Source organism: Caulobacter sp. P4_E5 (assembly GCF_056401555.1).
Map to the genome: position 1 here is coordinate 53,008 of NZ_JBFUJD010000006.1, position 19,986 is coordinate 72,993.

The 19,986-nt window shown below is 69.7% G+C and carries 21 protein-coding genes and 2 pseudogenes; 14 read left to right on the plus strand and 9 right to left on the minus strand.

Translation table 11 applies throughout. The features are described from left to right. Nucleotides 1-108: 108 nt before the first annotated feature. Nucleotides 109-474 (plus strand): VOC family protein, encoded by a 366-nt coding sequence (locus AC1DSO_RS03280; protein WP_477067476.1) that lies wholly within the window; start codon nt 109-111, stop codon nt 472-474. A 61-nt stretch (nt 475-535) separates the two neighbouring features. After that, nucleotides 536-1,291, plus strand: coding sequence for a DUF72 domain-containing protein (locus AC1DSO_RS03285; protein WP_477067477.1), 756 nt, complete (start codon nt 536-538; stop codon nt 1,289-1,291). A gap of 152 nt (nt 1,292-1,443) precedes the next feature. Here the strand turns inward: AC1DSO_RS03285 and AC1DSO_RS03290 are convergent, their stop codons facing one another. Both AC1DSO_RS03290 and didA read right to left on the minus strand, forming a co-directional pair. Further along, nucleotides 1,444-2,448: a dipeptide epimerase gene (locus tag AC1DSO_RS03290; RefSeq protein WP_477067478.1), complete on the minus strand. Its 1,005-nt coding sequence runs from the start codon at nt 2,446-2,448 to the stop codon at nt 1,444-1,446. 58 nt (nt 2,449-2,506) lie between these two features. Then, nucleotides 2,507-2,725, minus strand: coding sequence for a DNA damage-induced SOS-independent cell division inhibitor A (didA, locus tag AC1DSO_RS03295; protein WP_477067479.1), 219 nt, complete (start codon nt 2,723-2,725; stop codon nt 2,507-2,509). 128 nt (nt 2,726-2,853) lie between these two features. Between didA and AC1DSO_RS03300 the strand changes: the two genes are divergently transcribed. Then, nucleotides 2,854-3,162 (plus strand): polyhydroxyalkanoic acid system family protein, encoded by a 309-nt coding sequence (locus AC1DSO_RS03300; RefSeq protein ID WP_477067480.1) that lies wholly within the window; start codon nt 2,854-2,856, stop codon nt 3,160-3,162. 5 nt (nt 3,163-3,167) lie between these two features. Continuing rightward, nucleotides 3,168-3,785: a GNAT family N-acetyltransferase gene (locus AC1DSO_RS03305; RefSeq protein ID WP_477067481.1), complete on the plus strand. Its 618-nt coding sequence runs from the start codon at nt 3,168-3,170 to the stop codon at nt 3,783-3,785. Here the strand turns inward: AC1DSO_RS03305 and AC1DSO_RS03310 are convergent. Then, nucleotides 3,782-4,654 (minus strand): sigma-70 family RNA polymerase sigma factor, encoded by an 873-nt coding sequence (locus tag AC1DSO_RS03310; protein ID WP_477067482.1) that lies wholly within the window; start codon nt 4,652-4,654, stop codon nt 3,782-3,784. The two genes, AC1DSO_RS03305 and AC1DSO_RS03310, sit on opposite strands and share 4 nt — an antisense overlap. A gap of 106 nt (nt 4,655-4,760) precedes the next feature. On the opposite strand from AC1DSO_RS03310, the gene AC1DSO_RS03315 reads away from it, so the two are divergent. Beyond that, the gene (locus AC1DSO_RS03315; RefSeq protein ID WP_477067483.1) at nt 4,761-5,219 is read left to right on the plus strand and encodes a carboxymuconolactone decarboxylase family protein; all 459 of its coding nucleotides are present in this window, start codon (nt 4,761-4,763) and stop codon (nt 5,217-5,219) included. A 155-nt stretch (nt 5,220-5,374) separates the two neighbouring features. Here AC1DSO_RS03315 and AC1DSO_RS03320 read toward each other — a convergent pair whose 3' ends face one another. Next, a complete protein-coding gene (locus AC1DSO_RS03320; RefSeq protein WP_477067484.1) occupies nt 5,375-5,788 on the minus strand; it encodes a DUF983 domain-containing protein in 414 nt (137 codons plus the stop codon). 50 nt (nt 5,789-5,838) lie between these two features. On the opposite strand from AC1DSO_RS03320, the gene AC1DSO_RS03325 reads away from it, so the two are divergent. Then, nucleotides 5,839-7,203 (plus strand): aminotransferase-like domain-containing protein, encoded by a 1,365-nt coding sequence (locus tag AC1DSO_RS03325; protein WP_477067485.1) that lies wholly within the window; start codon nt 5,839-5,841, stop codon nt 7,201-7,203. Between the two features lie 157 nt (nt 7,204-7,360). Here the strand turns inward: AC1DSO_RS03325 and AC1DSO_RS03330 are convergent, their stop codons facing one another. Further along, nucleotides 7,361-7,567: a hypothetical protein gene (locus AC1DSO_RS03330; RefSeq protein ID WP_477067486.1), complete on the minus strand. Its 207-nt coding sequence runs from the start codon at nt 7,565-7,567 to the stop codon at nt 7,361-7,363. Between the two features lie 49 nt (nt 7,568-7,616). Beyond that, nucleotides 7,617-8,264 carry a TetR/AcrR family transcriptional regulator gene (locus tag AC1DSO_RS03335; protein WP_477067487.1) on the minus strand — a complete coding sequence of 216 codons (648 nt, stop codon included), beginning with the start codon at nt 8,262-8,264 and terminating at the stop codon, nt 7,617-7,619. 76 nt (nt 8,265-8,340) lie between these two features. Between AC1DSO_RS03335 and AC1DSO_RS03340 the strand changes: the two genes are divergently transcribed. Together AC1DSO_RS03340 and AC1DSO_RS03345 are read left to right on the plus strand one after the other, a co-directional pair. Next, on the plus strand, nt 8,341-9,429 hold the full coding sequence (locus AC1DSO_RS03340) for an efflux RND transporter periplasmic adaptor subunit (protein WP_477067488.1): 1,089 nt from the start codon (nt 8,341-8,343) through the stop codon (nt 9,427-9,429). Nucleotides 9,430-9,432: 3 nt separating this feature from the next. Beyond that, complete coding sequence (locus AC1DSO_RS03345) at nt 9,433-12,501, plus strand: efflux RND transporter permease subunit (protein ID WP_477067489.1); 3,069 nt, start codon at nt 9,433-9,435, stop codon at nt 12,499-12,501. A 352-nt stretch (nt 12,502-12,853) separates the two neighbouring features. Here AC1DSO_RS03345 and AC1DSO_RS03350 read toward each other — a convergent pair whose 3' ends face one another. Next, on the minus strand, nt 12,854-13,420 hold the full coding sequence (locus AC1DSO_RS03350; protein WP_477067490.1) for a TetR/AcrR family transcriptional regulator: 567 nt from the start codon (nt 13,418-13,420) through the stop codon (nt 12,854-12,856). A gap of 107 nt (nt 13,421-13,527) precedes the next feature. Between AC1DSO_RS03350 and AC1DSO_RS03355 the strand changes: the two genes are divergently transcribed. The 6 genes and pseudogenes from AC1DSO_RS03355 (at nt 13,528) to AC1DSO_RS03380 (ending at nt 18,001) form a co-directional block, all read left to right on the plus strand. Beyond that, nucleotides 13,528-14,172: a glutathione S-transferase gene (locus AC1DSO_RS03355; RefSeq protein ID WP_477067491.1), complete on the plus strand. Its 645-nt coding sequence runs from the start codon at nt 13,528-13,530 to the stop codon at nt 14,170-14,172. A gap of 170 nt (nt 14,173-14,342) precedes the next feature. Continuing rightward, entirely contained in the window at nt 14,343-15,974 is a 1,632-nt protein-coding gene (locus tag AC1DSO_RS03360; RefSeq protein ID WP_477067492.1) for a phytoene desaturase family protein, read from the plus strand. 10 nt (nt 15,975-15,984) lie between these two features. After that, nucleotides 15,985-16,095, plus strand: a pseudogene (locus AC1DSO_RS03365) (hypothetical protein); the annotation flags it as partial. A gap of 15 nt (nt 16,096-16,110) precedes the next feature. Beyond that, on the plus strand, nt 16,111-17,259 hold the full coding sequence (locus AC1DSO_RS03370; protein WP_477067545.1) for an aromatic ring-hydroxylating oxygenase subunit alpha: 1,149 nt from the start codon (nt 16,111-16,113) through the stop codon (nt 17,257-17,259). A 19-nt stretch (nt 17,260-17,278) separates the two neighbouring features. Then, a pseudogene (locus AC1DSO_RS03375) lies at nt 17,279-17,417 on the plus strand (hypothetical protein); the annotation flags it as partial. Beyond that, nucleotides 17,414-18,001, plus strand: coding sequence for a TetR/AcrR family transcriptional regulator (locus AC1DSO_RS03380; protein ID WP_477067493.1), 588 nt, complete (start codon nt 17,414-17,416; stop codon nt 17,999-18,001). The pseudogene AC1DSO_RS03375 and the gene AC1DSO_RS03380, both read left to right, overlap by 4 nt. Before the next feature lie 173 nt (nt 18,002-18,174). Here the strand turns inward: AC1DSO_RS03380 and AC1DSO_RS03385 are convergent, their stop codons facing one another. Both AC1DSO_RS03385 and AC1DSO_RS03390 read right to left on the minus strand, forming a co-directional pair. Beyond that, complete coding sequence (locus tag AC1DSO_RS03385; RefSeq protein WP_477067494.1) at nt 18,175-18,411, minus strand: hypothetical protein; 237 nt, start codon at nt 18,409-18,411, stop codon at nt 18,175-18,177. Between the two features lie 138 nt (nt 18,412-18,549). Beyond that, nucleotides 18,550-19,863: an amino acid permease gene (locus AC1DSO_RS03390; RefSeq protein WP_477067495.1), complete on the minus strand. Its 1,314-nt coding sequence runs from the start codon at nt 19,861-19,863 to the stop codon at nt 18,550-18,552. Nucleotides 19,864-19,986: the final 123 nt, after the last annotated feature.

The window sequence follows — 19,986 nt, forward strand, 5'->3', positions numbered from 1 at the left end:
CCCTTCCGCCCGTCTTTGGGGGCGGACGACCCGCGCAGCGGGTCAGGTGGGGGAGTGCTAGCCTAGATCCAGCCGGACGCGCTACGCTCCCCGTCGGAGGACCACCCCATGCCCGGCTCCATCACCCCGTTGATCCACGTGCCCGACGTGCGGGCCGCGTCCGACTGGTATCGCGACCTCGGCTTCGTGCTGACCGGCTTCCACAATCTGGACGGCGCCTGGAGCTGGGCGCGGCTGACCCTGGGCGACGGGGCGGTGATGTTCAACGCTGGTGGCAAGGCCTCTGACGCCCAGCGGCGCGAGGTCGACCTCTACCTGACCGTCGACGACGGCCTGGACGCCCTGTTCGACAGCCTCAAGGACCGGGTCGAGGTGTTCGAGCCGCCGCACGACACCGAGTACGGCATGCGCGAGTTCATCATCCGCGACCTGAACCGCTTCTGGATCACCTTCGGCCAGCCGCTGGCAGCCTGAATCACTCTCGACGAGGCGGCCGAGTTCCCCTAGGTTCGCCGTGAACAGGAAGGGAACAAACATGGCCAAGGGCGTGATCCGGACGGGTATCGGCGGCTGGACCTTCGAGCCTTGGCGCGGGGCCTTCTATCCCGATGACCTGAAGCAGAAGGACGAGCTGAAATACGCGTCGTCCAAGCTGACCAGCATCGAGATCAACGGCACCTACTATTCGACCTTCAAGCCCAACAGCTGGCAGAAGTGGCGCGACGAGACGCCGGACGACTTCGTGTTCGCGGTCAAGGCCAGCCGCTTCTGCACCAACCGCAAGGTGCTCTCCGAGAACAACGACTCGCTGCAGAAATTCCTGTCGCAGGGGATGGAGGAGCTGGGTCCGAAGCTCGGCCCGATCAACTGGCAGTTCATGGCCACCAAGAAGTTCGATCCGGCTGATTTCGAGGGTTTCCTCAAATTACTGCCAAAGGAGCTGAAGGGCCTGCCGATGCGCCACGGGCTGGAGGTCCGCAGCCCGACCTTCGCCTGCCAAGAGTTCTACGACCTGGCCGCCAAGTACGGCGCGGCCATCGTCTACGCCGTCGACGACGAAGAGCCGACCTGGCCCTGCATCGACCAGCCGACCGCCGACTTCACCTATGCCCGCCTGATGTCCAGCAAGCCGGACGAGCCGACCGGCATGACCTCGGACGAGCTGGACGGGGTGGTCAAGCAGGCGCGTAAATGGGCCGAGCGCGGCGACGTGTTCGCCTACTTCATCGCCGGAGCGAAGGTGCGCAATCCGGCGGCGGCGATGGCGCTGATCGAGAAGCTGGGGCGCTAGAGAGGATCCTCTCCTCCCCATTAGGGGGAGGTGGATCGCTGCGAATACGCAGCGAGACGGAGGGGGTCCGCGAAGCGGTCGTGCGTTGGCCAACGCACAGGGCCCCTCCACCGGCGTTCGCCGGTCCCCCTCCCCCAGAGGGGGAGGAAGGCTCAGCCCAGCCACAGACCCTCGGCCTCCACCCCATCACCCCAGAACCCCGGCTTCGGCGGCGTGATCCTACCGCACTCGACCCGCAGGCCGCCGGGATGGTCCACGGCCAGCCACCAGGGCCCGTCGAGGTCGGCGAAGTCGCAGGCGCTGGCCAGGTGCAGGGCCGGCGCGACGCCCAGGGACGAGGCGACCATGCAGCCGGTCATCAGCTGGAAGCCCAGGCCCCGCGCCGCTCGCAGCATCGACACCGCCTCGGTCAGGCCGCCGGTCTTGTCCAGCTTCAGGTTCACCGCCTGGTAGCGGCCGCGCAGGGCCGCCAGGTCGCCGCCGACATGGACGGACTCGTCGGCGCAGACCGTGAACGGCGGATCCCAGCCGTCGAGGTCGTGGTCAGCGTCGGCCGGCAGCGGCTGTTCGACCAGGGCGATCGGCAGGTCGGCCAGCAGCGGCTTCAGGTCCTTGAGGATCGCGAAGGTCCAGCCCTCGTTGGGATCGACGATGAAGCGGGAATTCGGGGCCGCGGCGGCCACCGCGCGCAGGCGGGCGGCGGGGTCGTCGGCCGACAGTTTCACCTTGATCAGCGGCGCGTCGGCGACCGCCTTCGCCGCCTGGCCCATCGCCTCGGGCGTGTCGAGGCTGACCGTCACGGCGGTGACCAGGGCGGGCGGGACCGGCAGACCGGTGGCGCTCGCGACGCTGACGCCGGTGCGCTTGGCGCGAAGGTCCCAGAGGGCCAGGTCGAGGGCGTTGCGGGCCGCGCCGGGCGGCAGGGCCGCGTACGCGGCGTCCACGTCATCCGAGGCCAGCACCGGCCCCAGCTGGGCCAGCACGCTGTCGACCGTCTCGCCGTAGCGGCCGTAGGGTACGCTCTCGCCGCGTCCGACATGGCCGTCGGCCGTGGCGGTCACCTCGACCACGTCGGCGGTCGTCTTGACCCCGCGCGAGATGCGGAACGGGGCCTTCAGCGGATGCGAGACCGGGCGGGCGGAAACGACGATCGACATCCGCGAAGGGATGGCGCGTTTCGGGCGACTTCACCAGCCCCCCCCAAGACCACCGAGACTACCAACCCCAATGCCGCGGGATCGGCGAGTCGGCGCGGCGCTCGGCCATCACCCTCAGCGCCAGGGGACGGTCGACGACGAACAGGGCCAGCCAGACCAGCAGCACCCCGGCATAGTGGATCGCGCCGAGCACGCCGCCCGGACGGCCCGGACGCACGAAGCGAGCTTGGGCGGTGCGGCGGGCGGTGAACGGTTGGGGCATGGCGAGATCGGTCATGTCGGGCCCTTGTCTGAAGGAGGCTCATCTGATGGACACGACCTTGGCCGTGCCATGCGCCAGATTCGGACGTATAGAACCGGACGAAGACCGGCCGCGTTTCGCCGGTGAGCTTCTCGAGGACCGCCATGGCCAAGACCGTCAGCATCAACATCCCCCACCAGCTGGGCGCGGCCGAAGCCAAGCGCCGACTGGAAGGCGGCCTGGCGCAGCTGGCCGGCCAGATCCCCGGCGGCGATCCCAGCCGCTTCTCGCAGAGCTGGGCCGGCGACGTGCTGAACTTCTCGGCCGTGGCCATGGGCCAGACCATCACCGGCGTCGTCCAGGTGCTGGACGACCACGCCCGCCTCGACCTGTCCCTGCCCGGCCTGCTGGGCATGGCGGCCGGCAAGATCAAGGACGAGCTGAACCGGCGGGGCCAGGCGCTGCTGAAGTAGCCGCCATGGTCACGCTGGAGACCTGGGCCGTCGGCTATTGCCGGGCGCGCGGCTATCTCGACCCGGAGCCGGGCCCGGCCGGGCTGTGGATGCGGATCGACCTGCCCGAGCAGGTGGGCCGCCACGTGCTGACCGCCTTCGAGCCGGACGCCTATCGCCGCCTGGTCGCGAGCGTCACCGAGCCGTTCGTCTATGTCGAGGCCCTGGCCCCGCGCGCGGCGGTGCTGGCGCTGACGCCCGACGGCTGGACGCCTCGCGACGCGCACTGGCTGATGACGACGACATTGACCGCCGCCGAGGCCGCCCTGCCGGCGGGCTATTCCGCGCGGCTGGTCGAAGGCCCACTGACCGTGAACCTCGAGATCGACGCGCCCGACGGAACGCCGGCCGCCACGGGCCGATGCGGCCTGAACGGGGCCGTCGCCACCTTCGATCGCATCGTCACCGAAGAGGCCCACCGCCGGCTGGGGCTGGGCAAGGCGGTGATGAACCGGCTGTCGGCCGCGGTCCTGGCGCGGGGCGCCGCGACCGGCGTTCTGATCGCCACTCCCGACGGCCGCGCGCTGTACCGCGCCATGGGCTGGGCCGAGGTCGGCGAGGTGACCTCGGTGATCAGCGGTTAGACCGTAGCCAGCTCGAGCGTCGCCAGCCGTTCGGGGTCGCCCACCGCCGTGATCTCGACGACCTTGCCGTTCTCGACCTTGATGTCGAGCACCAGGTAGAGCTTGCCGCGCGGGGCGACGACTGCGCCGATCTTGCCGTCGACCAGCGCCGTGCGGGCGGTCTTGGCGAGACCGTCGTAGTAGGCCGCCACCTTCTCGCGCCCGCGCAGTTCGCGGGTCTGGCCGCCGCCGGCGAACACGTCGGCGCGGACCACCACGTTCGGGTCCAGCACCGCCAGCAGCCCTTGCATGTCCCCCGTGCGTGAGGCGGTCAGGAAGGCGTCGACCACGCTCTTCTGGGCGGTCTGGGCGGCGTCCAGCGGCGCCTCGCCGCCGCGCACCCGCCGGCGAGCCCGGCTGGCCAGCTGGCGGGCGGCGTCGGGCGTGCGCTCGACGATCGGGGCGATCTCGTCGAACGGCATGTCGAACAGGTCGTGCAGCACGAAAGCGATGCGCTCGGCGGGCGACAGGGCCTGCAGCACCACCAGCAGGGCCAGGCCCACCGAGTCGGCCAGGATCGTCTCGCGCTCGATGGCGTCCTCGCCGCTGACCGACGGTTCAGGGCCGCCCTCCAGCAGGGCGTCCTCGCGCCGCGACTTCTTGCTGCGCAGCATGTCCAGGCACACGCGCGAGGTCACGGTGGTCAGCCAGGCCGAGAGGTTGTCGACGCCGCTGGTGTCGGCGCGGCTCAGCCGTAGCCAGGCCTCCTGCACGGCGTCCTCAGCTTCGGGCAGCGAGCCCAGCATGCGATAGGCCACGCCCCGCAGGCGGCTCCGATCGGCCTCGAACTTGTCGGCCAGATAATTTTTCTCAGGACTTTTTGGCGGCATCGGTCACATCGCTCCGTCGGGCTTCGTCACACCTTCGACGAACGCAAACCGCCGGATGTGACCGGCGACGGGCGTCGAGACGCAACAAACCTACGGAGATTCTCCCATGCAAGCCCGTATGACCCAGCCCGCCTTCGTGCTGCCCGACGCCATGAAGGCCCTGATGGCCCTGAGCAAGGCCGCCCATGTCGAGGGCGTGCCCGAGACCCTGCACGAGCTGCTGCACCTGCGCGTCAGCCAGATCAACGGCTGCGGCGTCTGCCTGGAAATGCACGCCCGCGCCGCCGCCAAGTCGGGCGAGAGCCCCGAGCGCCTGGCCACCGTCGCCGGCTGGCGCGACACCCCCTACTTCACCGAGGCCGAGCGCGCCGCCCTGGCCCTGGCCGAGGCCGTGACCCGCGTCGCCGACAAGACCGACCCGGTGCCGGACGACGTCTGGAACGAGGCCGCCAAACACTATGACGACAAGGCCCTGGCCGGCCTGCTGATCAGCATCTCGGCGATCAATGTCTGGAACCGCCTGAACGCGGCGACGCGGCAGGTGGCGGGGTCGCTGGGGGTTTAGGCCGTTCCTCCCACTCATCCGACCTCCCCGGCGAACGCCGGGGTCCAGATGGAAGAGCGCTGGAGTGGGCTCTGGAACCGCTGAGCCCCTCCAATCAGCGCCGCCGCGTGAGATCTGGGCCCCGGCTTTCGCCGGGGAGGTCGGGTTTTGTGCAGCTACATCCTTCTCGGATCGTAATCGTGCCGCCCCAGGCTCTCAAAGCGGCCTTCCTCGGCCTTGTTGATGTATTGGGCGGCGACCAGCCAAGCCTTCACGGGCCGCAGGGTCGCCAGGCAGCCGATGATCAGGGCCGGGAAGACCGTCACGAAATGCACCCAGACCGGCGGGTGGAAGGCGACCTCGATCCAGGCGAAAATGGCGATGATCACGATCCCGACCCCGCTCATCACGAAGAAGGCCGGGCCGTCGGCCGGGTCGGCGAACGAGAAGTCCAGGCCGCAGCGGTCGCACTTCGGCGCCAGCTTCAGGAAGCCCTGGAACAGCTTGCCCTCTCCACAGCGGGGGCAGCGGCACTTCAGGCCGGCCTCGATCGGCGTCGGGGAGTCGTAAATCGGTTCATGGTCGGGCATCGAAGCCCCCTTCCTACAATCGCGAAATAGATCCATACATTCCGAAGATAATGTATGGATTTCGCGCCGTGACGACAACTAAGGGATCACCGAATCCCGCCGCCGCCTGGCTGCGCCGTTTCGAGGCGCTGGACGGCCCCGCCTATCGCCGGATCGCCCAGGCTCTTGAAAACGCGGCGGCCGAGGGAGAGCTGCAAGCCGGCGACCAGGTCCCGGCCCAGCGCGAGGTCGCGCGGTTGCTTGGCGTCGATCTGACCACCGTCACCCGCGCCTACGCCCTGGCCCGCGAGCGCGGCCTCATCGAAGGGACCCCCGGGCGCGGCACCTTCATCCGCTCACGGATGAACGAGGACGAGGCGGGGCTGGTCGACCTGTCGATGAACCTGCCGCCGCCGCCGGCGGGCTTGAACCTGGCGGCCCTGCTGCGCGAGACGACAGGCGCGATCCTGGCCCGCACCGATCCGGCAATCCTGATGGCCTACCATCCCGGCGCCGGCTCCCTGGCCCAGCGGACGGCGGGCGCGGCCTGGCTGGCGCCGACCCTCGGCGAGGTCGATCCCGCGCGGGTGATCGTCGCCAGCGGCGCGCAGACGGCGCTCTCCGCCCTGCTCGATCATTTGACACGGCCGGGCGACACGATCCTGGTCGAGGCCTTCGCCTATCCGGGCCTTCTGGCCACCGCCGCCCGACGAGGGCTGAGCGTCGTGGCCTGCCCGCTGGACGAACAGGGATTGGAGCCCGAGGCCCTGGCGCGGTTGCTCGCCGAGCACCGGCCGCGCCTGATCTGCTGCACCCCGACCTTCCAGAACCCGACGGCGGCGACCATGGACCTGGCGCGACGCCAAGCGGTCGCCGATATCGCCCGGGAGGCCGGCGTCATGATCATCGAGGACGACGCCTATGGCCTGCTGCCTACCGCGCCCCTGCCCGCCCTGGCCAGCCTGTGGCCGCAGGGCGTGTTCCATGTCGCCACCACCGCCAAGGCCCTCTCGCCGGGCCTGCGCCTGGCCTATGTCGTCGCGCCGCCGGGACAGGCCGAGGGGCTGGCGGCGACCTTGCATGCCATCGCCCAGATGCCCGCGCCGCTGATGGCGGCGGTGGTCACCAGCTGGATCCGTGAGGGGGTGGCCGCCAGGGTGCTGGCGGGGGTGCGGGAAGAGGCCGTGGCGCGGCGGGCGCTGGCGGCGGAGTGGTTGCCGACGGCGGTTGGTGGGCCGGAAAGCCTGCACGTGTGGCTGCCGGGCGCGGTGGCCAGCGCGGCGGCGCGGGAGCGGGGCCTGGCGCTGGTCGGGGCCGAGGCGTTCCGGGCGCCGGGTGCGATTGGCGAGGGCCTGCGGATCTCGCTCGGCGCTGCGGGGAAGCGGGGGACGTTGGCGCGGGGGTTGCGGGCGTTGGCGGAGCTACAAGCGTCCTAACCCCACTCCGACTTCCCCGGCGAAAGCCGGGGCCCAGCTGGAAGAGCGCTGGAGTGGGTTCCATGAGCTCGGCGCTCTTCCCATCAGCCCAAACGCCATGGGATCTGGATCCCGGCTTTCGCCGGGAAGGTCGGATGAAAAGGGATGGCCGAGCGCCCTAGTACTCGACGTCGTCGACCTCATCCTCACCCTCGCCGTCACTCTCGCCGCCCATGGCGTTCTCGAGGCTGTCGATGATGTCGTCCATCTGGTCGGTAGTGATCGAGACGTACAGCGACTCGCCGCCGATGGCCGAGACCAGCAGGCGGTAGCCGTCGTCGGTCTCCTGCAGGCTGAACGATTGGAGCGGCAGGAGCGTGGCCATGGGGGATCCTTCCCGAAAGAGCAGGGCGTCATCTAGAGGCGCGAGGCCCTTATTTCAACGCCCCACGCCGCAGCATGACCACGTGCGTCGCGATCAACCGCTCGCGATCGATCCAGGGGAACTCGGGCCGGGCGATCAGCAGCGACACCAGGCCGTGCAGGCCGGCCCACAGGGACTGGGTGGCGGCCATCACGTCGTCGCCGGCCATCAGGCCGCGCGCATGCAGCTCGCCGACCATCTCGACGAACACCGCGAACACCTCCTGGCCAGCGATCATCGGCCGGCCGCCGGTCCTCTCCAAGAAGCTGCCGTCGCCGCTCTTCTCCAGCATGAAGGCCACCCGATAGGCGTCCGGGTGGTCCAGGCCGAAGTCGATATAGACCCGCAGGCAGCGCTCGAAATTCTCCGGCGTCGGGGTGTAGCCGACCCGCGCGGCGGCCATCCGCTCGGCCAGGATCGCGAAGGCCCGCACGCACAGCTCGGCGGCGATGTCGTCCTTGGTGGCGAAATAGGCGTAGAGGGCCGGCTGCGAGATGCCGGCGATCTCGGCGATCTGGCGGGTCGAGACCGCGTGGACGCCCTTCTGGGCGAACAGGCTCTGGGCCGCGTCGAGGATCTCCTCGCGGCGCTCGGCGCCCTGCCCCTTGGGTTTACGCGGGGAACGGCTTTTCGCAACTCGGAGGGCGGGAGACTTCATCGAACGTCCTTGAGCATCACCGCCGAAGCTTGACAAGCGAGCGTTGTCGATCACTGATAACTTATCACTGATCGATTTGGAACAGTCTATGTGGCGGACGCCGACCCTCCCCTCAGTGGTGCTGCTGGTCGCGGCGGCGCTCGGCGCCTGTAACGCCAAGCCCAAGGTGGACGATCCGGTCGCGCCGACGCCGGTCGAAGCCGCCCGCGTCGCCGCGCCCGATGCGGCGGGCTCAGTCGGCGGCGCGGGCACGCTGGAGCGCCGTCGCGAGATGGCGCTGTCGTTCCGCATCCCCGGCGTCTTGACCTCCATGCGGGTCGAGGCCGGCGACAGCATCCGCGCCGGCCAGGCCATCGCCGCCATCGATCCGGCGGGCGTCGACGCCCGCCAGCAGCAGACCGGCGCCGACCTGGAGCGGGCCCGTCGCGACGTCGAGCGCGACAAGACCCTGTTCGACAAGGGCTATGTCAGCCGCCAGCGCCTCGACGACCGGGCAAGCGCCCTGAAGGCCGCCCAGGCCGCCTATGACGCCGCCCGCTTCGACCGCCGCTGGGCCAGCCTGGTCTCGCCGGTGTCGGGGGTGGTGCTGGAGCGCCGCGCCCAGACGGGCGAGGTGGTGGCCGCCGGCCAGGTGGTGGCGCGGGTCGCCGACCTGTCCAGCCCGCTGGTCCTGCGCCTGCCGCTGGCGGCTCGCGACGCCTCGCGCGTCCGGGTCGGCGACACGGCCCAGGTGAAGGTCGAGGACCTGCAAGCCAATGGGGGAAGCCAACGCCTCGCCGGCCGCGTCACCCGCGTCGGCGAGGCGGCCGACACCCGCACCGGGGCGATCGCGGTCGAGATCGAGCTGTCCGCGCCGCCGCCCGCCCTGCGCAGCGGCCAGATCGCCCACGCCAGCCTGGCCGTCCGCGCCGCGCCCGGCGCGACCACGGCCTATGCCCGCATTCCCGCCGAGGCGGTGCTGGAGGCCAACGGCCAGCGCGCCTTCGTCTTCCGCTTCGACCATGGCAAGGCCCGGCGCACGCCGGTGACCTTCGGCGGTTTCGACGGCGACGACGCCCTGGTCGCCGGCCTGGCCGACGGAACCCAGGTGATCACCGCCGGGGCGGGCTTCGTCGCCGATGGCGAGGCCGTGCGGGTCATCGATCCCACCCGTCTGGACCGCTGAGCCGTGACGTTCGACCTCGCGACCTTCGCCGTCCGCCGCTGGCAGTTCACCCTCGTGGCCTTTGGCCTCTTGGTGATGCTGGGCATCAATGCGCTGAACACCGTGCCGCGGTCCGAGGACCCGCACTTCCCCACGCCGATCGTGATCATCCGGGCCGTTCTGCCAGGGGCCGAGCCGTCGGAGATCGAGCAACTGGTCGTCGACCCGATCGAGGACGCGGTCGACGGCCTCGACAACATCGACAAGGTCGAGTCGACCAGCTCGGACGGCGCGGCCACGATCCGCGTCCACTTCACCTGGGACGTCGACGCCGAGCGCAAGTACGACCAAGTGGTCCGCGAGGTGAACGCCATCCGCGGCAACCTGCCGGCAGGTCTGACCCTGCTCGACATCCAGCGGGTGCGGACCTCGGAAGTCGCCATCGTCCAGGTCGCCCTGACCTCCGACATCCTGCCGATGCGCCGGCTGGAAAAGACCGCCGACCGGCTGCGCGAGCGGCTGGACCGCGTGCCGGGCGTGCGCGAGGCCAAGTACTGGGGCGCGCCGCCGTCGCAGGTGCAGGTCACGCTGGACCTCGCCCGCCTGTCGGCCCTGAAACTGCCCGCCACCGCCGTCGCCGACGCGCTGAAATCGGCCGGGGCCGAGGCGCCCATAGGCGCGGTCCAGGCCGGAGAGCGGCGCTTCAACGTCAAGTCCGGCGGAGCCTTCCACGACCTGGCGACCGTGGCCGACACGCCGGTGCGCGCGGTCGGCGGCCAGGTCACCCGCGTCCGCGACGTCGCCACGGTGGCCTGGGCCCAGGCCGAGCCCTCGCACCTGACCCGCTTCAACGGCCAGCGGGCCGTGTTCGTCACCGTGACCCAGAAGGACGGCCAGGACGTCGCCAGGATCACCAAGGCCGTGCAAGCGGTGCTGGACGACTACGAGAAGACCCTGCCCGCCGGCGTCAAGCTGCAGCGCGGCTTCGTCCAGGCCGAGAACGTCGACTATCGTTTGAATAAGTTGTTCCGCGACTTCGGCATCGCCCTGGCCTTGGTGCTGATCACCCTGCTGCCGCTAGGGCCCCGCGCGGGCCTGGTGGTGATGGTCTCGATCCCGCTCAGCCTGCTGATCGGCCTGACCATGCTGCAGGCGTTCGGCTTCACCTTGAACCAGCTGTCGATCGCCGGTTTCGTGCTGGCCCTGGGCCTGCTGGTCGACGACAGCATCGTCATCACCGAGAACATCGCCCGCCGGGTGCGCGAGGGTGAGGACCGGGTCGAGGCGGCGATCAACGGCACGCGCCAGATCAGCCTGGCGGTGCTGGGCTGCACCGCGACCCTGATGCTGGCCTTCCTGCCGCTGATGGCCCTGCCGGCCGGCTCGGGGGCCTATATCAAGTCGCTGCCGGTGACGGTGCTGTGCACCATCGCCGCCTCGCTGCTGGTCTCGATGACCATCATCCCGTTCCTGGCCAGCCGGGTGCTGGACAAGCACTCCGACCCCGAGGGCAACGTGCTGCTGCGGGCGGTCAATGACGGCATCCACCGCTTCTACCGGCCGGTGCTGCACCGGGCCCTGGCGCGGCCGTGGGTCACCCTGGCGATCCTGCTGGCCCTGTGCCTGACCACCCTGCCGCTGGCGAAGCTGATCGGCTCCAGCCTGTTCCCGGCCGCCGAGACGCCGCAGTTCCTGATCCGCGTCGAGACCCCGGACGGCTCGTCTCTGGCCCGCACCGACCGCGTGCTGCGTTACGTCGAGCGCCGGCTGAAGGCCGAGCCGGACGTCGCCTGGCAGGCCGCCAACCTGGGGCGCGGCAATCCGCAGATCTTCTACAACCGAAACCAGCGCGAGAGTTCGACGACCTTCGCCGAGGTTTTCGTCAGCCTGAAACGCTGGGAGCCGGGCAAGAGCGAGGCGGTGCTGGACCGCCTGCGCAAGGACTTCGCCAGCTTTCCGGGCGCACGGATCAGTGTGCTGATCTTCGAGAACGGCCCGCCGATCGACGCGCCGATCGCCGTGCGCCTGACCGGCCAGAACCTCGATGTGCTGAAGGCCCTGGCCGCCCGGGCGGAAGCCATTCTCAAGGCGACGCCGGGCGCGCGCGACGTCACCAACCCGGTCCGCCTGGACCGCACCGACCTGGACCTGGGCGTCGACGAGGCCAAGGCCGCCGCCCTGGGCGTCCCGGCCGGCGCGCCCCGCCGCATCGCCCGCCTGGCCCTGTCCGGCGAGGAGACCGCCCGCTTCCGCGACCCGGACGGCGACGACTACGCAGTCAAGGTGCGGCTGCCGACCGAGCAGGTCGACGGCGCGCCGCGCAATCCGCTGTCGGCGCTGAAGGGCGTCTATGTCCCGACCGCCGACGGCCTGGCCGCGCCGCTGGACGCCATCGCCACGCCGAAACTGAAGTCCAGCCCCTCGCGGATCGACCGTTTCGACCGCGAGCGGACGGTGACCATCAGTTCCTATGTCCGCACCGGCTTCCTGGCGTCGGGCGTGACCCGGGACGCGGTGGCGCGCCTGGCCAGGGACCTGCCCCTGCCCCCCGGCTACCGTCTGTCGCTGGGCGGCGAGGCCGAGGCGGCGTCGGAAAGCTTCGCGGGTCTGGGCGCGGCGGTGCTGGTGGCGGTGTTCGGCATCCTGGCGGTGCTCGTCTTGGAGTTCCAGAAGTTCAAGACCGCCCTGGTGGTGGCCGGCATCATCCCGTTCGGGGTGTTCGGCGCGGTTTTAGCTTTGTTCCTGACTGGCGAGTCGCTGTCGTTCACCGCCACGATCGGCGTGGTCGCCCTGATTGGCATCGAGATCAAGAACTCGATCCTGCTGGTCGACTTCACCGAACAGCTGCGTCGCGAAGGCATGAACCTGCACGACGCCATCGAGAAGGCCGGCGAGGTGCGCTTCCTGCCGGTGCTGCTGACCAGCGTGACCGCGATCGGCGGGTTGCTGCCCTTGGCGATCGAGCACTCGGGCCTCTACTCGCCGCTGGCCATCGCCATCATCGGCGGGCTGGTGACCAGCACCTTGCTGAGCCGCGTGGCGACGCCGGTGATGTACTGGCTGACGGCGCGCGGCAAGGCGGAGGTGGGGTAGCGATCACAGGAACCCCTCTCTCTGAGAGAGAGGGAGGGGCCCGCCGCCGCAGGCGGTGGGAGGGTGAGAGGTTTCACCGCCAGCCGGCGAACCTCGATTCCCCTGATCCGCCAGACTCCGACCTCCCCGGCGGAAGCCGGGGTCCAGATTCAGCCTGAGCGGCTTGGGATGATCCGAGAAGCGCCCCCATCAACCTGTCGAGCGTTGGCGGGTTCGATCTGGGCCCCGGCCTTCCCCGGGGAGAGCGGGAAGAAGGCGTGCCTCGTTCGGAGAGATTGTAACCTCTCACCCTCCCATCGCTATGCGATGGGCCCCTCCCTCTCTCTATGAGAGAGGGATTTCTCACCCCCCCCTACGGCGTCAGCCCCGCGGCGCTGTACGCCGCCAGCATCTGGTCGAACACGGCGATGTCGCCGCGGCCTCGCGCCACCAGCTGGGCGCCCTCGATGGCGGCGAAGACGGCGAGCGCCCGGGCGCGCAGAGCCGTCTCGTCGAGGTCGGGATGGCGGGGCGCCAGCAGCCGGCTCAGCCAGGCGACATTGGCGGCGCTGAACGCGTCGACCGCCACCCGGACCTCCGGCGGCAGGTCCGCGTATTCGGCGGCCATGATCCCGTACAGGCACATGCGGTTGTCGTCGCGCAGGGCGGCGCGGAACACGTCGGCATAGGCGCGGAAGGTGGTCTCGACATCGTCGCCGCGCGTCAGCAGGTGCTCGAAATAGCCGACCGCGTCCTCGGTGTAGCGCCGCGCCAGGGCCGCGCCCAGGTCGCCCTTGGTCGGGAAGTAGTAGTGGATGCTGGCGCTCTTGATGCCGACGTCCTTGGCCACCTCGCGGAAGCTGAGGGCGTTGTAGCCCTTGGCCTGAACCATGGCCCGGGCGGTGTCCATGATCGTCTGCCGCGTGTCGTGGGTGTTCATCGGCGCTCCTGACTACCTACCAGTAGATAGACGTTGACTCCGTCCGACGAAAGCCCTTACCTCGGGCCGTTACCTACCTACTGGTAGATAGATTGATGGAGCAGACCATGAAGATCCACGACGTCCCCGGCTTTCCGAACCCGCTGCGCGTACGCATCGCCCTGGCCGAGAAGGGCCTTTCCGACCAGGTCCAGTTCGTGAACGTCGACCTGCCCGGCGCCGAGCACAAGGATCCCGCCTTCCTGGCCAAGAACCCCACGGGCACGGTGCCGGTGCTGGAACTGGACGACGGCCTGTTCATCGCCGAGTGCACGGCCATCACCGAATATGTCGACAACCTCGACGGAAATCCGGTGCTGACCGGCAAGACGCCACGCGAAAAGGCGGTGATCCACATGATGCAGAAGCGGGCCGAGTCCGAGCTGATCGACCCGATCGGCGACTACTTCCATCACGCCACCCCGGGCCTGGGCCCCAAGCTGCAAGCCCACAAGTCGCCCGACTGGGCCGGCCGCGAGGACTTCGGCCGCCGCCGCCGGGTGACGGCCGAGGCGGGCATGCGCTATTTCGACAGCGTGCTGCGCGACCAGCCTTATGTGGCCGGCGACCAGTTCTCGATGGCCGACATCACCGTGCTGGAAGGCCTGGTCTTCGCCGGCTACGCCGAGATCCCCGTGCCCGGCGACTGCTCGGCGCTGAGCGATTGGCGCGCCCGGGTGGAGCAGCGGCCGAGCGTGCGGAACCCGGCTTAGGGGGCGCGATAGATCCTCCCCCGCGTCGCGGGGGAGGTGGCCCAGAGGGTCGGAGGGGGCTAACGCGGCCGACTTCCAGCTGGCCCCCTCAGTCGCTCCGCGACAGCTCCCCCCCTTGCCTATTATACGATCGTACAGCAACACTCTCCCCACACTCTGGGGAGAGCACCATGGCCACCACCCAAACCCGCGACGCGGTGATCATCGGCGGGGGGCACAACGGGCTGGTCTGCGCCTTCTACCTGGCCAAGGCCGGGCTGAAGGTCACGGTCTGCGAGGCGCGCGGTGTGGTCGGCGGGGCGGCGGTGACCGAGGAATTCCATCCCGGCTTCCGCAACTCAGTGGCCAGCTACACGGTCAGCCTGCTGAACCCGCGGGTGATCGCCGACATGGGCCTGCGCGACTACGGCCTGACCTTCCTGGAACGGCCGATCTCCAACTTCCTGCCGCTGTCGGACGACAAGTACATCAAGCTGGGCGGCGGCCTGGAGCGCACCCAGGAGGAGTTCCGCAAGTTCAGCCGCCGCGACGCCGAGGTGCTGCCGGCCTATTACGCCATGCTGGACGAGATCGGCGACGTGCTGCGCGACCTGGCCCAGGAGACCCCGCCGAACCTGGGCGACGGCCTGCCCGGCCTGCTGCGGGCGCTGCGCCAGGGCGGGCGACTGGCCATGCTGTCGCGCGAGCGCAAGCGCGACCTGCTGGACCTGTTCACCAAGAGCGCCCGCGATGTGCTGGATGGCTGGTTCGAGAGCGACCCGGTCAAGGCCGCGTTCGGCTTCGACGCCGTGGTCGGCAACTTCGCCAGCCCCGACACGCCGGGCTCGGCCTACGTGCTGCTGCACCACACCTTCGGCGAGGTGAACGGCAAGAAGGGCGCCTGGGGCCACGCGGTCGGCGGCATGGGCTCGATCACCCAGGCCATGGCCAAGGCCTGCGAGGCGGCCGGGGTCGAAATCCTGCTGAACGCGCCGGTCGAGGGCGTCCACGTCGACGGCGCGAAAGCCGTGGGCGTGCAGCTGGTCGACGGCCGCCAGGTCATGGCCCCGATCGTCAGCGCCAACGTCAATCCCGCCCTGCTCTATCGCAAGCTGGTGCCGCCCTCGGCCCTGACTGCCGACTTCCGCAAGCGGGTCGACGGCTACAAGAACGGCTCGGGCACCTTCCGGATGAACGTCGCCCTGTCCGAGCTGCCGGACTTCACCTGCCTGCCCGGCAAGGCGATGGCCGAGCACCACCAGAGCGGCGTCGTGATCGCCCCCAGCCTGGACTACATGGACGCGGCCTATCGCGACGCCAAGGCGGGCGGCATCAGCACCGCGCCGATCGTCGAGATCCTGATCCCTTCGACCATCGACACCAGCCTGGCCCCGCCAGGCCAGCACGTGGCCAGCCTGTTCTGCCAGCAGTTCGCGCCGACCCTGCCGAACGGGGCCTCTTGGGACGACGCGCGCGAGGCCGCCGCCGACCTGATCATCGCCACGGTCGACAAATGGGCCCCCAACTTCAAGGCCTCGGTGCTGGGGCGGATGATCCTGTCGCCGCTGGACCTGGAGCGGAAGTTCGGCCTGATCGGCGGCGACATCATGCACGGCCACATGTCGCTGGATCAGCTTTGGGCCGCCCGGCCGTTCCTGGGCAACGCCAGCCACCGCGCGCCGATCAAGGGCCTCTACATGTGCGGCGCGGGCACGCACCCCGGCGGCGGGGTGTCGGGCAATCCCGGACGCAACGCGGCGCGCGAGATCTTGCGGGACAAGGACTTCGCCACGGCGGTGAAGCTGTCGGCGGTGGGGCGGTGATGCGGCCGGCTCACTTGCCCCCACCTGACCTGCTTCGCAGGTCGTCCGCCCCCGAAGGGGGCAGAAGGCGCGCGCGATCCTTCTTCCCCCTCCGGGGGAGGAGCGCCGCAGGCGCGGAGGGGGCAAGCCGGTGACCATGATCTCCAACGAAGACCCCCAGGCCGCCGACCCTTTAGAAAATTGGGGCCTGCCCGGCTGGATCTACGGCTCCGAGCGCTTCTTCCGTGAGGAGCGGGACAAGATCTTCCGGCCCTCGTGGCAGATCGTCTGCCACCTGAACGACATCCCCAAGCCGGGCGACTTCCACACCTTCGACTTCGTCGGCGAGAGCCTGGTCGTGGTGCGCGGCAAGGACGGCGGGGCGCGGGCTTTCGCCAATGTCTGCCGCCATCGCGGGGCGCGGCTGCTGGATGGCCCCGTGGGCCACTGCGGCCGGATCGTCTGCCCGTACCACGCCTGGACCTACGACCTGGACGGCCGGCTGATCGGCGTGCCGATGCGCGACGACTATCCGGCGCTGCAAATGCACGAGCAGGGTCTGGCCAAGGTCGAGACCGAACTCTGGCGCGGCTTCGTCTTCGTGCGGATGGAAGGCGAAGGCCCCAGCGTCGCGACCATGATGGCCCCCTACGAGGACGAGGTCGCTCCCTACCGCTTCGAGGACCTGCAGCCGTTCGGCCGCGTCACCCTGCGGCCGCGCGAGGTCAACTGGAAGAACATCAGCGACAACTATTCGGACGGCCTGCACATCCCGGTCGCCCATCCGGGCCTGACCCGGCTGTTCGGCAAGGGCTATGGGGTCGAGGCCAAGACCTTCGTCGACAAGATGTGGGGCCAGCTGATCGACGAGCCGTCCGACAGCCCGTCGGAGCGCCTGTACCAGGACCTGCTGCCCGACGTTCCGCACCTGCCGGACGACCGCAAGCGACTGTGGACCTATTTCAAGCTGTGGCCGAACTTCGCCTTCGACATCTATCCCGACCAGGTGGACTTCATGCAGTTCATCCCGGTCTCGGCGACCAGGACCATGATCCGCGAGATCGCCTACGCCCTGCCCGATGACCGGCGCGAAATGAAGGCGGCGCGGTATCTGAACTGGCGCATCAACCGCCAGGTCAACGCCGAGGACACCGCGCTGGTCGCCCGCGTCCAGCAGGGCATGGCCTCGCGGACCTTCACGGCCGGCCCGCTGGCGACCAGCGAGGTCAGCTTGCGCAGCTTCGGCAGGAAGATGCGGGCGCTGATCCCCGAGAGCCGGCTGGAGCGGCCGCCGGAGGGGTGGTGACTGGCTTTCCTCCGCAAATTCCCAGTGTCATCCCGGCCGCAGCGCAGCGGAGAGCCGGGACCCAGGGGCAACCGCACCGCGCCGGCCCCTGGGTCCCGGACAGCGCTACGCGCTTCCGGGATGACACGGTTTGTTTTGCTCGGAACTCGGCCCAATGACCCGCGCCGCCTTCACCCGTGAAGCCCCCGATGTGCGCCGGCAGGCCCTGGTGGCCGCCGCCGAGACGGTGCTGGCCCGCGAGGGTGTGGCCGGGACCTCGGTGCGGGCCATCTGCGCCGAGGCCGGCGTCTCGCCCGGCCTGCTGCGCCACTATTTCGAAGGCGTCGACGAGCTGGTCACCGCCGCCTATGAGGCCGTCGGCCAGCGCATCGACACGGCGCTGGAGGCGGCGGTCGAGGCCGCCGGTCCCGGCCCGCGCGAACGCCTGTTGGCCTATCTCACCGCCAGCTTCGCGCCGCCGGTGCTGGACCCGCGCCTGCTGGCCGCCTGGATCGGGTTCTGGAGTCTGGTGAAGACCAAGCCGCGCATCGCGGCGATCCACGCGGCCTCCTACGCGGCGTTCCGCGCCCGGCTGGAGGCCTTGCTGGCCGCCGCCGGCGCAAGCGACACGCGCCTGGCCGCCATCGCCCTGACGGCGACCGTGGACGGACTATGGCTGGAACTGTGCCTGGATCCGGCGACCTTTAGCCCGGACGAGGCGACGCGGATCATCGCCCGCGCGCTGGAGGGCTGGCTGCCCTGATCCTTTAGTGGAAACTCCGGTCTTCCCAGCGCAGCCTGGAAAGATGACGCGGGGGCGCGCTGTCGTTGCAGCGCCAATCCCACCACCCCAGCGCTTCAAACCGGCTTTCGCCGAGAAGACCGGACGCCCCCTAAGGGAGAGCGCGACACCGCCGCGCTCGATTCGCAAAAACTCTACGCCGCCGCCTGGTGAGCCGCACGATTGCGGCCCCAAGAAGGCGTTCTGACCTCGGGTTCGAACACGTGGACCTCGGCCTTGCGACCTTGCTCGCGCATGTGGCGCGCCAGCAACTGCGCCAGGGCCTCGGCCTCGTGTTGCGAGGAATAGCAGCCGATCAGCTCGGCCGAGTCGTTCCAGGTCACATGCCACACCCCGGCGACGGGGCGGACGTAGTAGTGATTCTCGGTCATGGCGACCTCCTTGGACGTACTCAACGTGAGACTAACCACGCTGACATGACAGTTGTTTCGCTATCGCACAATCAAATTGCGCTGCGATGCACAATGCATGAGCCAGGCCAAGATTGGCTGTGCGGTTCTTCACCGGATTCAAATCCTGTCGTCGCGGGCGATCTTCCTCACCAGCAGATAGACGGGCGCGCCGGCGACCATCAGCACGACGCCCCAGAAGGTCACCGACCAGCCGGCGCCGTAGAAGGTCCAGACCGAATAGGCCGCGCCGATCGCGGCGATAACGCTGAGGGCCTTCGAGCGATCCATGCGCCCCTGGGCCTGCAGGCGCAGCACCGCCAGCGAGCAGAACAGATAGGCGAACAGGGTCGCGGCCGTGGCCAGCAGGGCCATGAAGGTGAAGGTGTCGGCCAGCGACTTGGCGTAGTTCATCAGCACCAGGACGGTCACCAGCCCGCTGGAGACCAGTTGGGCGCGGACCGGCGCGCCATTGGCCGACAGCTTGCCGAACCAGGCGGGGAACACGCCCTCGCGGGCCATGGCGGCGGGCATCTCGCCCTGGATCAACACCCAGCCGTTCAGGGCGCCCAGGGCGCTGATCGCGGCGAAGGCGGCCAGGACCAGACTGAAGTCGCCGCGGGCGTGGAAGGCCACGAAGTCGACGAACGGCGCGTTCGAGCCGGTCAGCACCGAGGCCGGCGTCAGCAGCAGCACGCCCGACGAAACCAGTAGGTAGATCAGGCCGGCGAAGGCGGTGCCGGCCAGGGTGGCGCGCGGGATGGTGCGGACGGGATCGACCACCTTGTCGGCGGGGATGGTCGCGGTCTCCACGCCCAGCAGGGCCCACAGGGTCAGGGCCGCGGCGGCGGTGATCGCGCTTCCCGACAGGGCCGAGGGCTGGAACGGCATGACCGCCGCCGGCCCCTTGTGCAGCAGCACGCTGGCGGCCAGGCCGGCCACGGCGATCAGCGGGACCAACTTCAGGACCGTGGTCACCACCTGAGTCCAGCCGGCCGTGCGCGCGCCGGCGCAGTTGATGGCGGTGGCGATCCAGACCACCGCCACGGTCAGCAGGGCGGCCAGGCCCTGGGTCTTGGCCAGCGCGGGCGCGAAGACGCTGAAATAGCTGACCGCCGCGATGGCCAGGGCTGCGTTGGAGACCCAGACCGAGATCCAGTAGGCCCAGGCGACCATGAAGCCAGGCACGCGGCCGAACGCCTCCTCGGTATAGGCGAACGGCCCGCCGGCGCGCGGAAACGCCTGGGCCAGGCGCGCGAACACATAGGCCAGGCACAGGGCTCCGCCGATGGTCAGCAGCCAGGCGATCACCGCGTTCCAGCCGTAGGGCGCCAGCGACGCGGGCAGCATGAACACGCCCGAGCCGATCATGTTGCCCACGACCAAGGCCGCGCACATCCACACGCCGAGGGGTCGGGAGGCTGAGGTCTTCATTACAATCCGACTTCCCCGGCGAAGGCCGGGGCCCAGATCGAACCCCAGGTGTCAGCGGGTCCGGACTCGGCGGAAAGGCGCATCAACGTCTGGCGCTCCGGATGAATCTGGGCCCGGCCTTCG

Excerpts from the sequence above, each read along its gene's own strand:
- AC1DSO_RS03385 (WP_477067494.1), bottom strand. The coding sequence starts at position 18,411 with ATGACCGAGAATCACTACTACGTCCGCCCCGTCGCCGGGGTGTGGCAT.
- AC1DSO_RS03355 (WP_477067491.1), top strand. The coding sequence starts at position 13,528 with ATGAAGATCCACGACGTCCCCGGCTTTCCGAACCCGCTGCGCGTACGC.
- AC1DSO_RS03310 (WP_477067482.1), bottom strand. The coding sequence starts at position 4,654 with ATGCCGCCAAAAAGTCCTGAGAAAAATTATCTGGCCGACAAGTTCGAG.
- AC1DSO_RS03390 (WP_477067495.1), bottom strand. The coding sequence starts at position 19,863 with ATGAAGACCTCAGCCTCCCGACCCCTCGGCGTGTGGATGTGCGCGGCC.
- AC1DSO_RS03305 (WP_477067481.1), top strand. The coding sequence starts at position 3,168 with ATGGTCACGCTGGAGACCTGGGCCGTCGGCTATTGCCGGGCGCGCGGC.
- AC1DSO_RS03360 (WP_477067492.1), top strand. The coding sequence starts at position 14,343 with ATGGCCACCACCCAAACCCGCGACGCGGTGATCATCGGCGGGGGGCAC.
- AC1DSO_RS03330 (WP_477067486.1), bottom strand. The coding sequence starts at position 7,567 with ATGGCCACGCTCCTGCCGCTCCAATCGTTCAGCCTGCAGGAGACCGAC.
- AC1DSO_RS03350 (WP_477067490.1), bottom strand. The coding sequence starts at position 13,420 with ATGAACACCCACGACACGCGGCAGACGATCATGGACACCGCCCGGGCC.
- AC1DSO_RS03320 (WP_477067484.1), bottom strand. The coding sequence starts at position 5,788 with ATGCCCGACCATGAACCGATTTACGACTCCCCGACGCCGATCGAGGCC.
- AC1DSO_RS03300 (WP_477067480.1), top strand. The coding sequence starts at position 2,854 with ATGGCCAAGACCGTCAGCATCAACATCCCCCACCAGCTGGGCGCGGCC.
- AC1DSO_RS03315 (WP_477067483.1), top strand. The coding sequence starts at position 4,761 with ATGCAAGCCCGTATGACCCAGCCCGCCTTCGTGCTGCCCGACGCCATG.
- AC1DSO_RS03290 (WP_477067478.1), bottom strand. The coding sequence starts at position 2,448 with ATGTCGATCGTCGTTTCCGCCCGCCCGGTCTCGCATCCGCTGAAGGCC.
- AC1DSO_RS03280 (WP_477067476.1), top strand. The coding sequence starts at position 109 with ATGCCCGGCTCCATCACCCCGTTGATCCACGTGCCCGACGTGCGGGCC.
- didA (WP_477067479.1), bottom strand. The coding sequence starts at position 2,725 with ATGACCGATCTCGCCATGCCCCAACCGTTCACCGCCCGCCGCACCGCC.
- AC1DSO_RS03325 (WP_477067485.1), top strand. The coding sequence starts at position 5,839 with ATGTATGGATTTCGCGCCGTGACGACAACTAAGGGATCACCGAATCCC.
- AC1DSO_RS03370 (WP_477067545.1), top strand. The coding sequence starts at position 16,111 with ATGATCTCCAACGAAGACCCCCAGGCCGCCGACCCTTTAGAAAATTGG.
- AC1DSO_RS03285 (WP_477067477.1), top strand. The coding sequence starts at position 536 with ATGGCCAAGGGCGTGATCCGGACGGGTATCGGCGGCTGGACCTTCGAG.
- AC1DSO_RS03335 (WP_477067487.1), bottom strand. The coding sequence starts at position 8,264 with ATGAAGTCTCCCGCCCTCCGAGTTGCGAAAAGCCGTTCCCCGCGTAAA.
- AC1DSO_RS03380 (WP_477067493.1), top strand. The coding sequence starts at position 17,414 with ATGACCCGCGCCGCCTTCACCCGTGAAGCCCCCGATGTGCGCCGGCAG.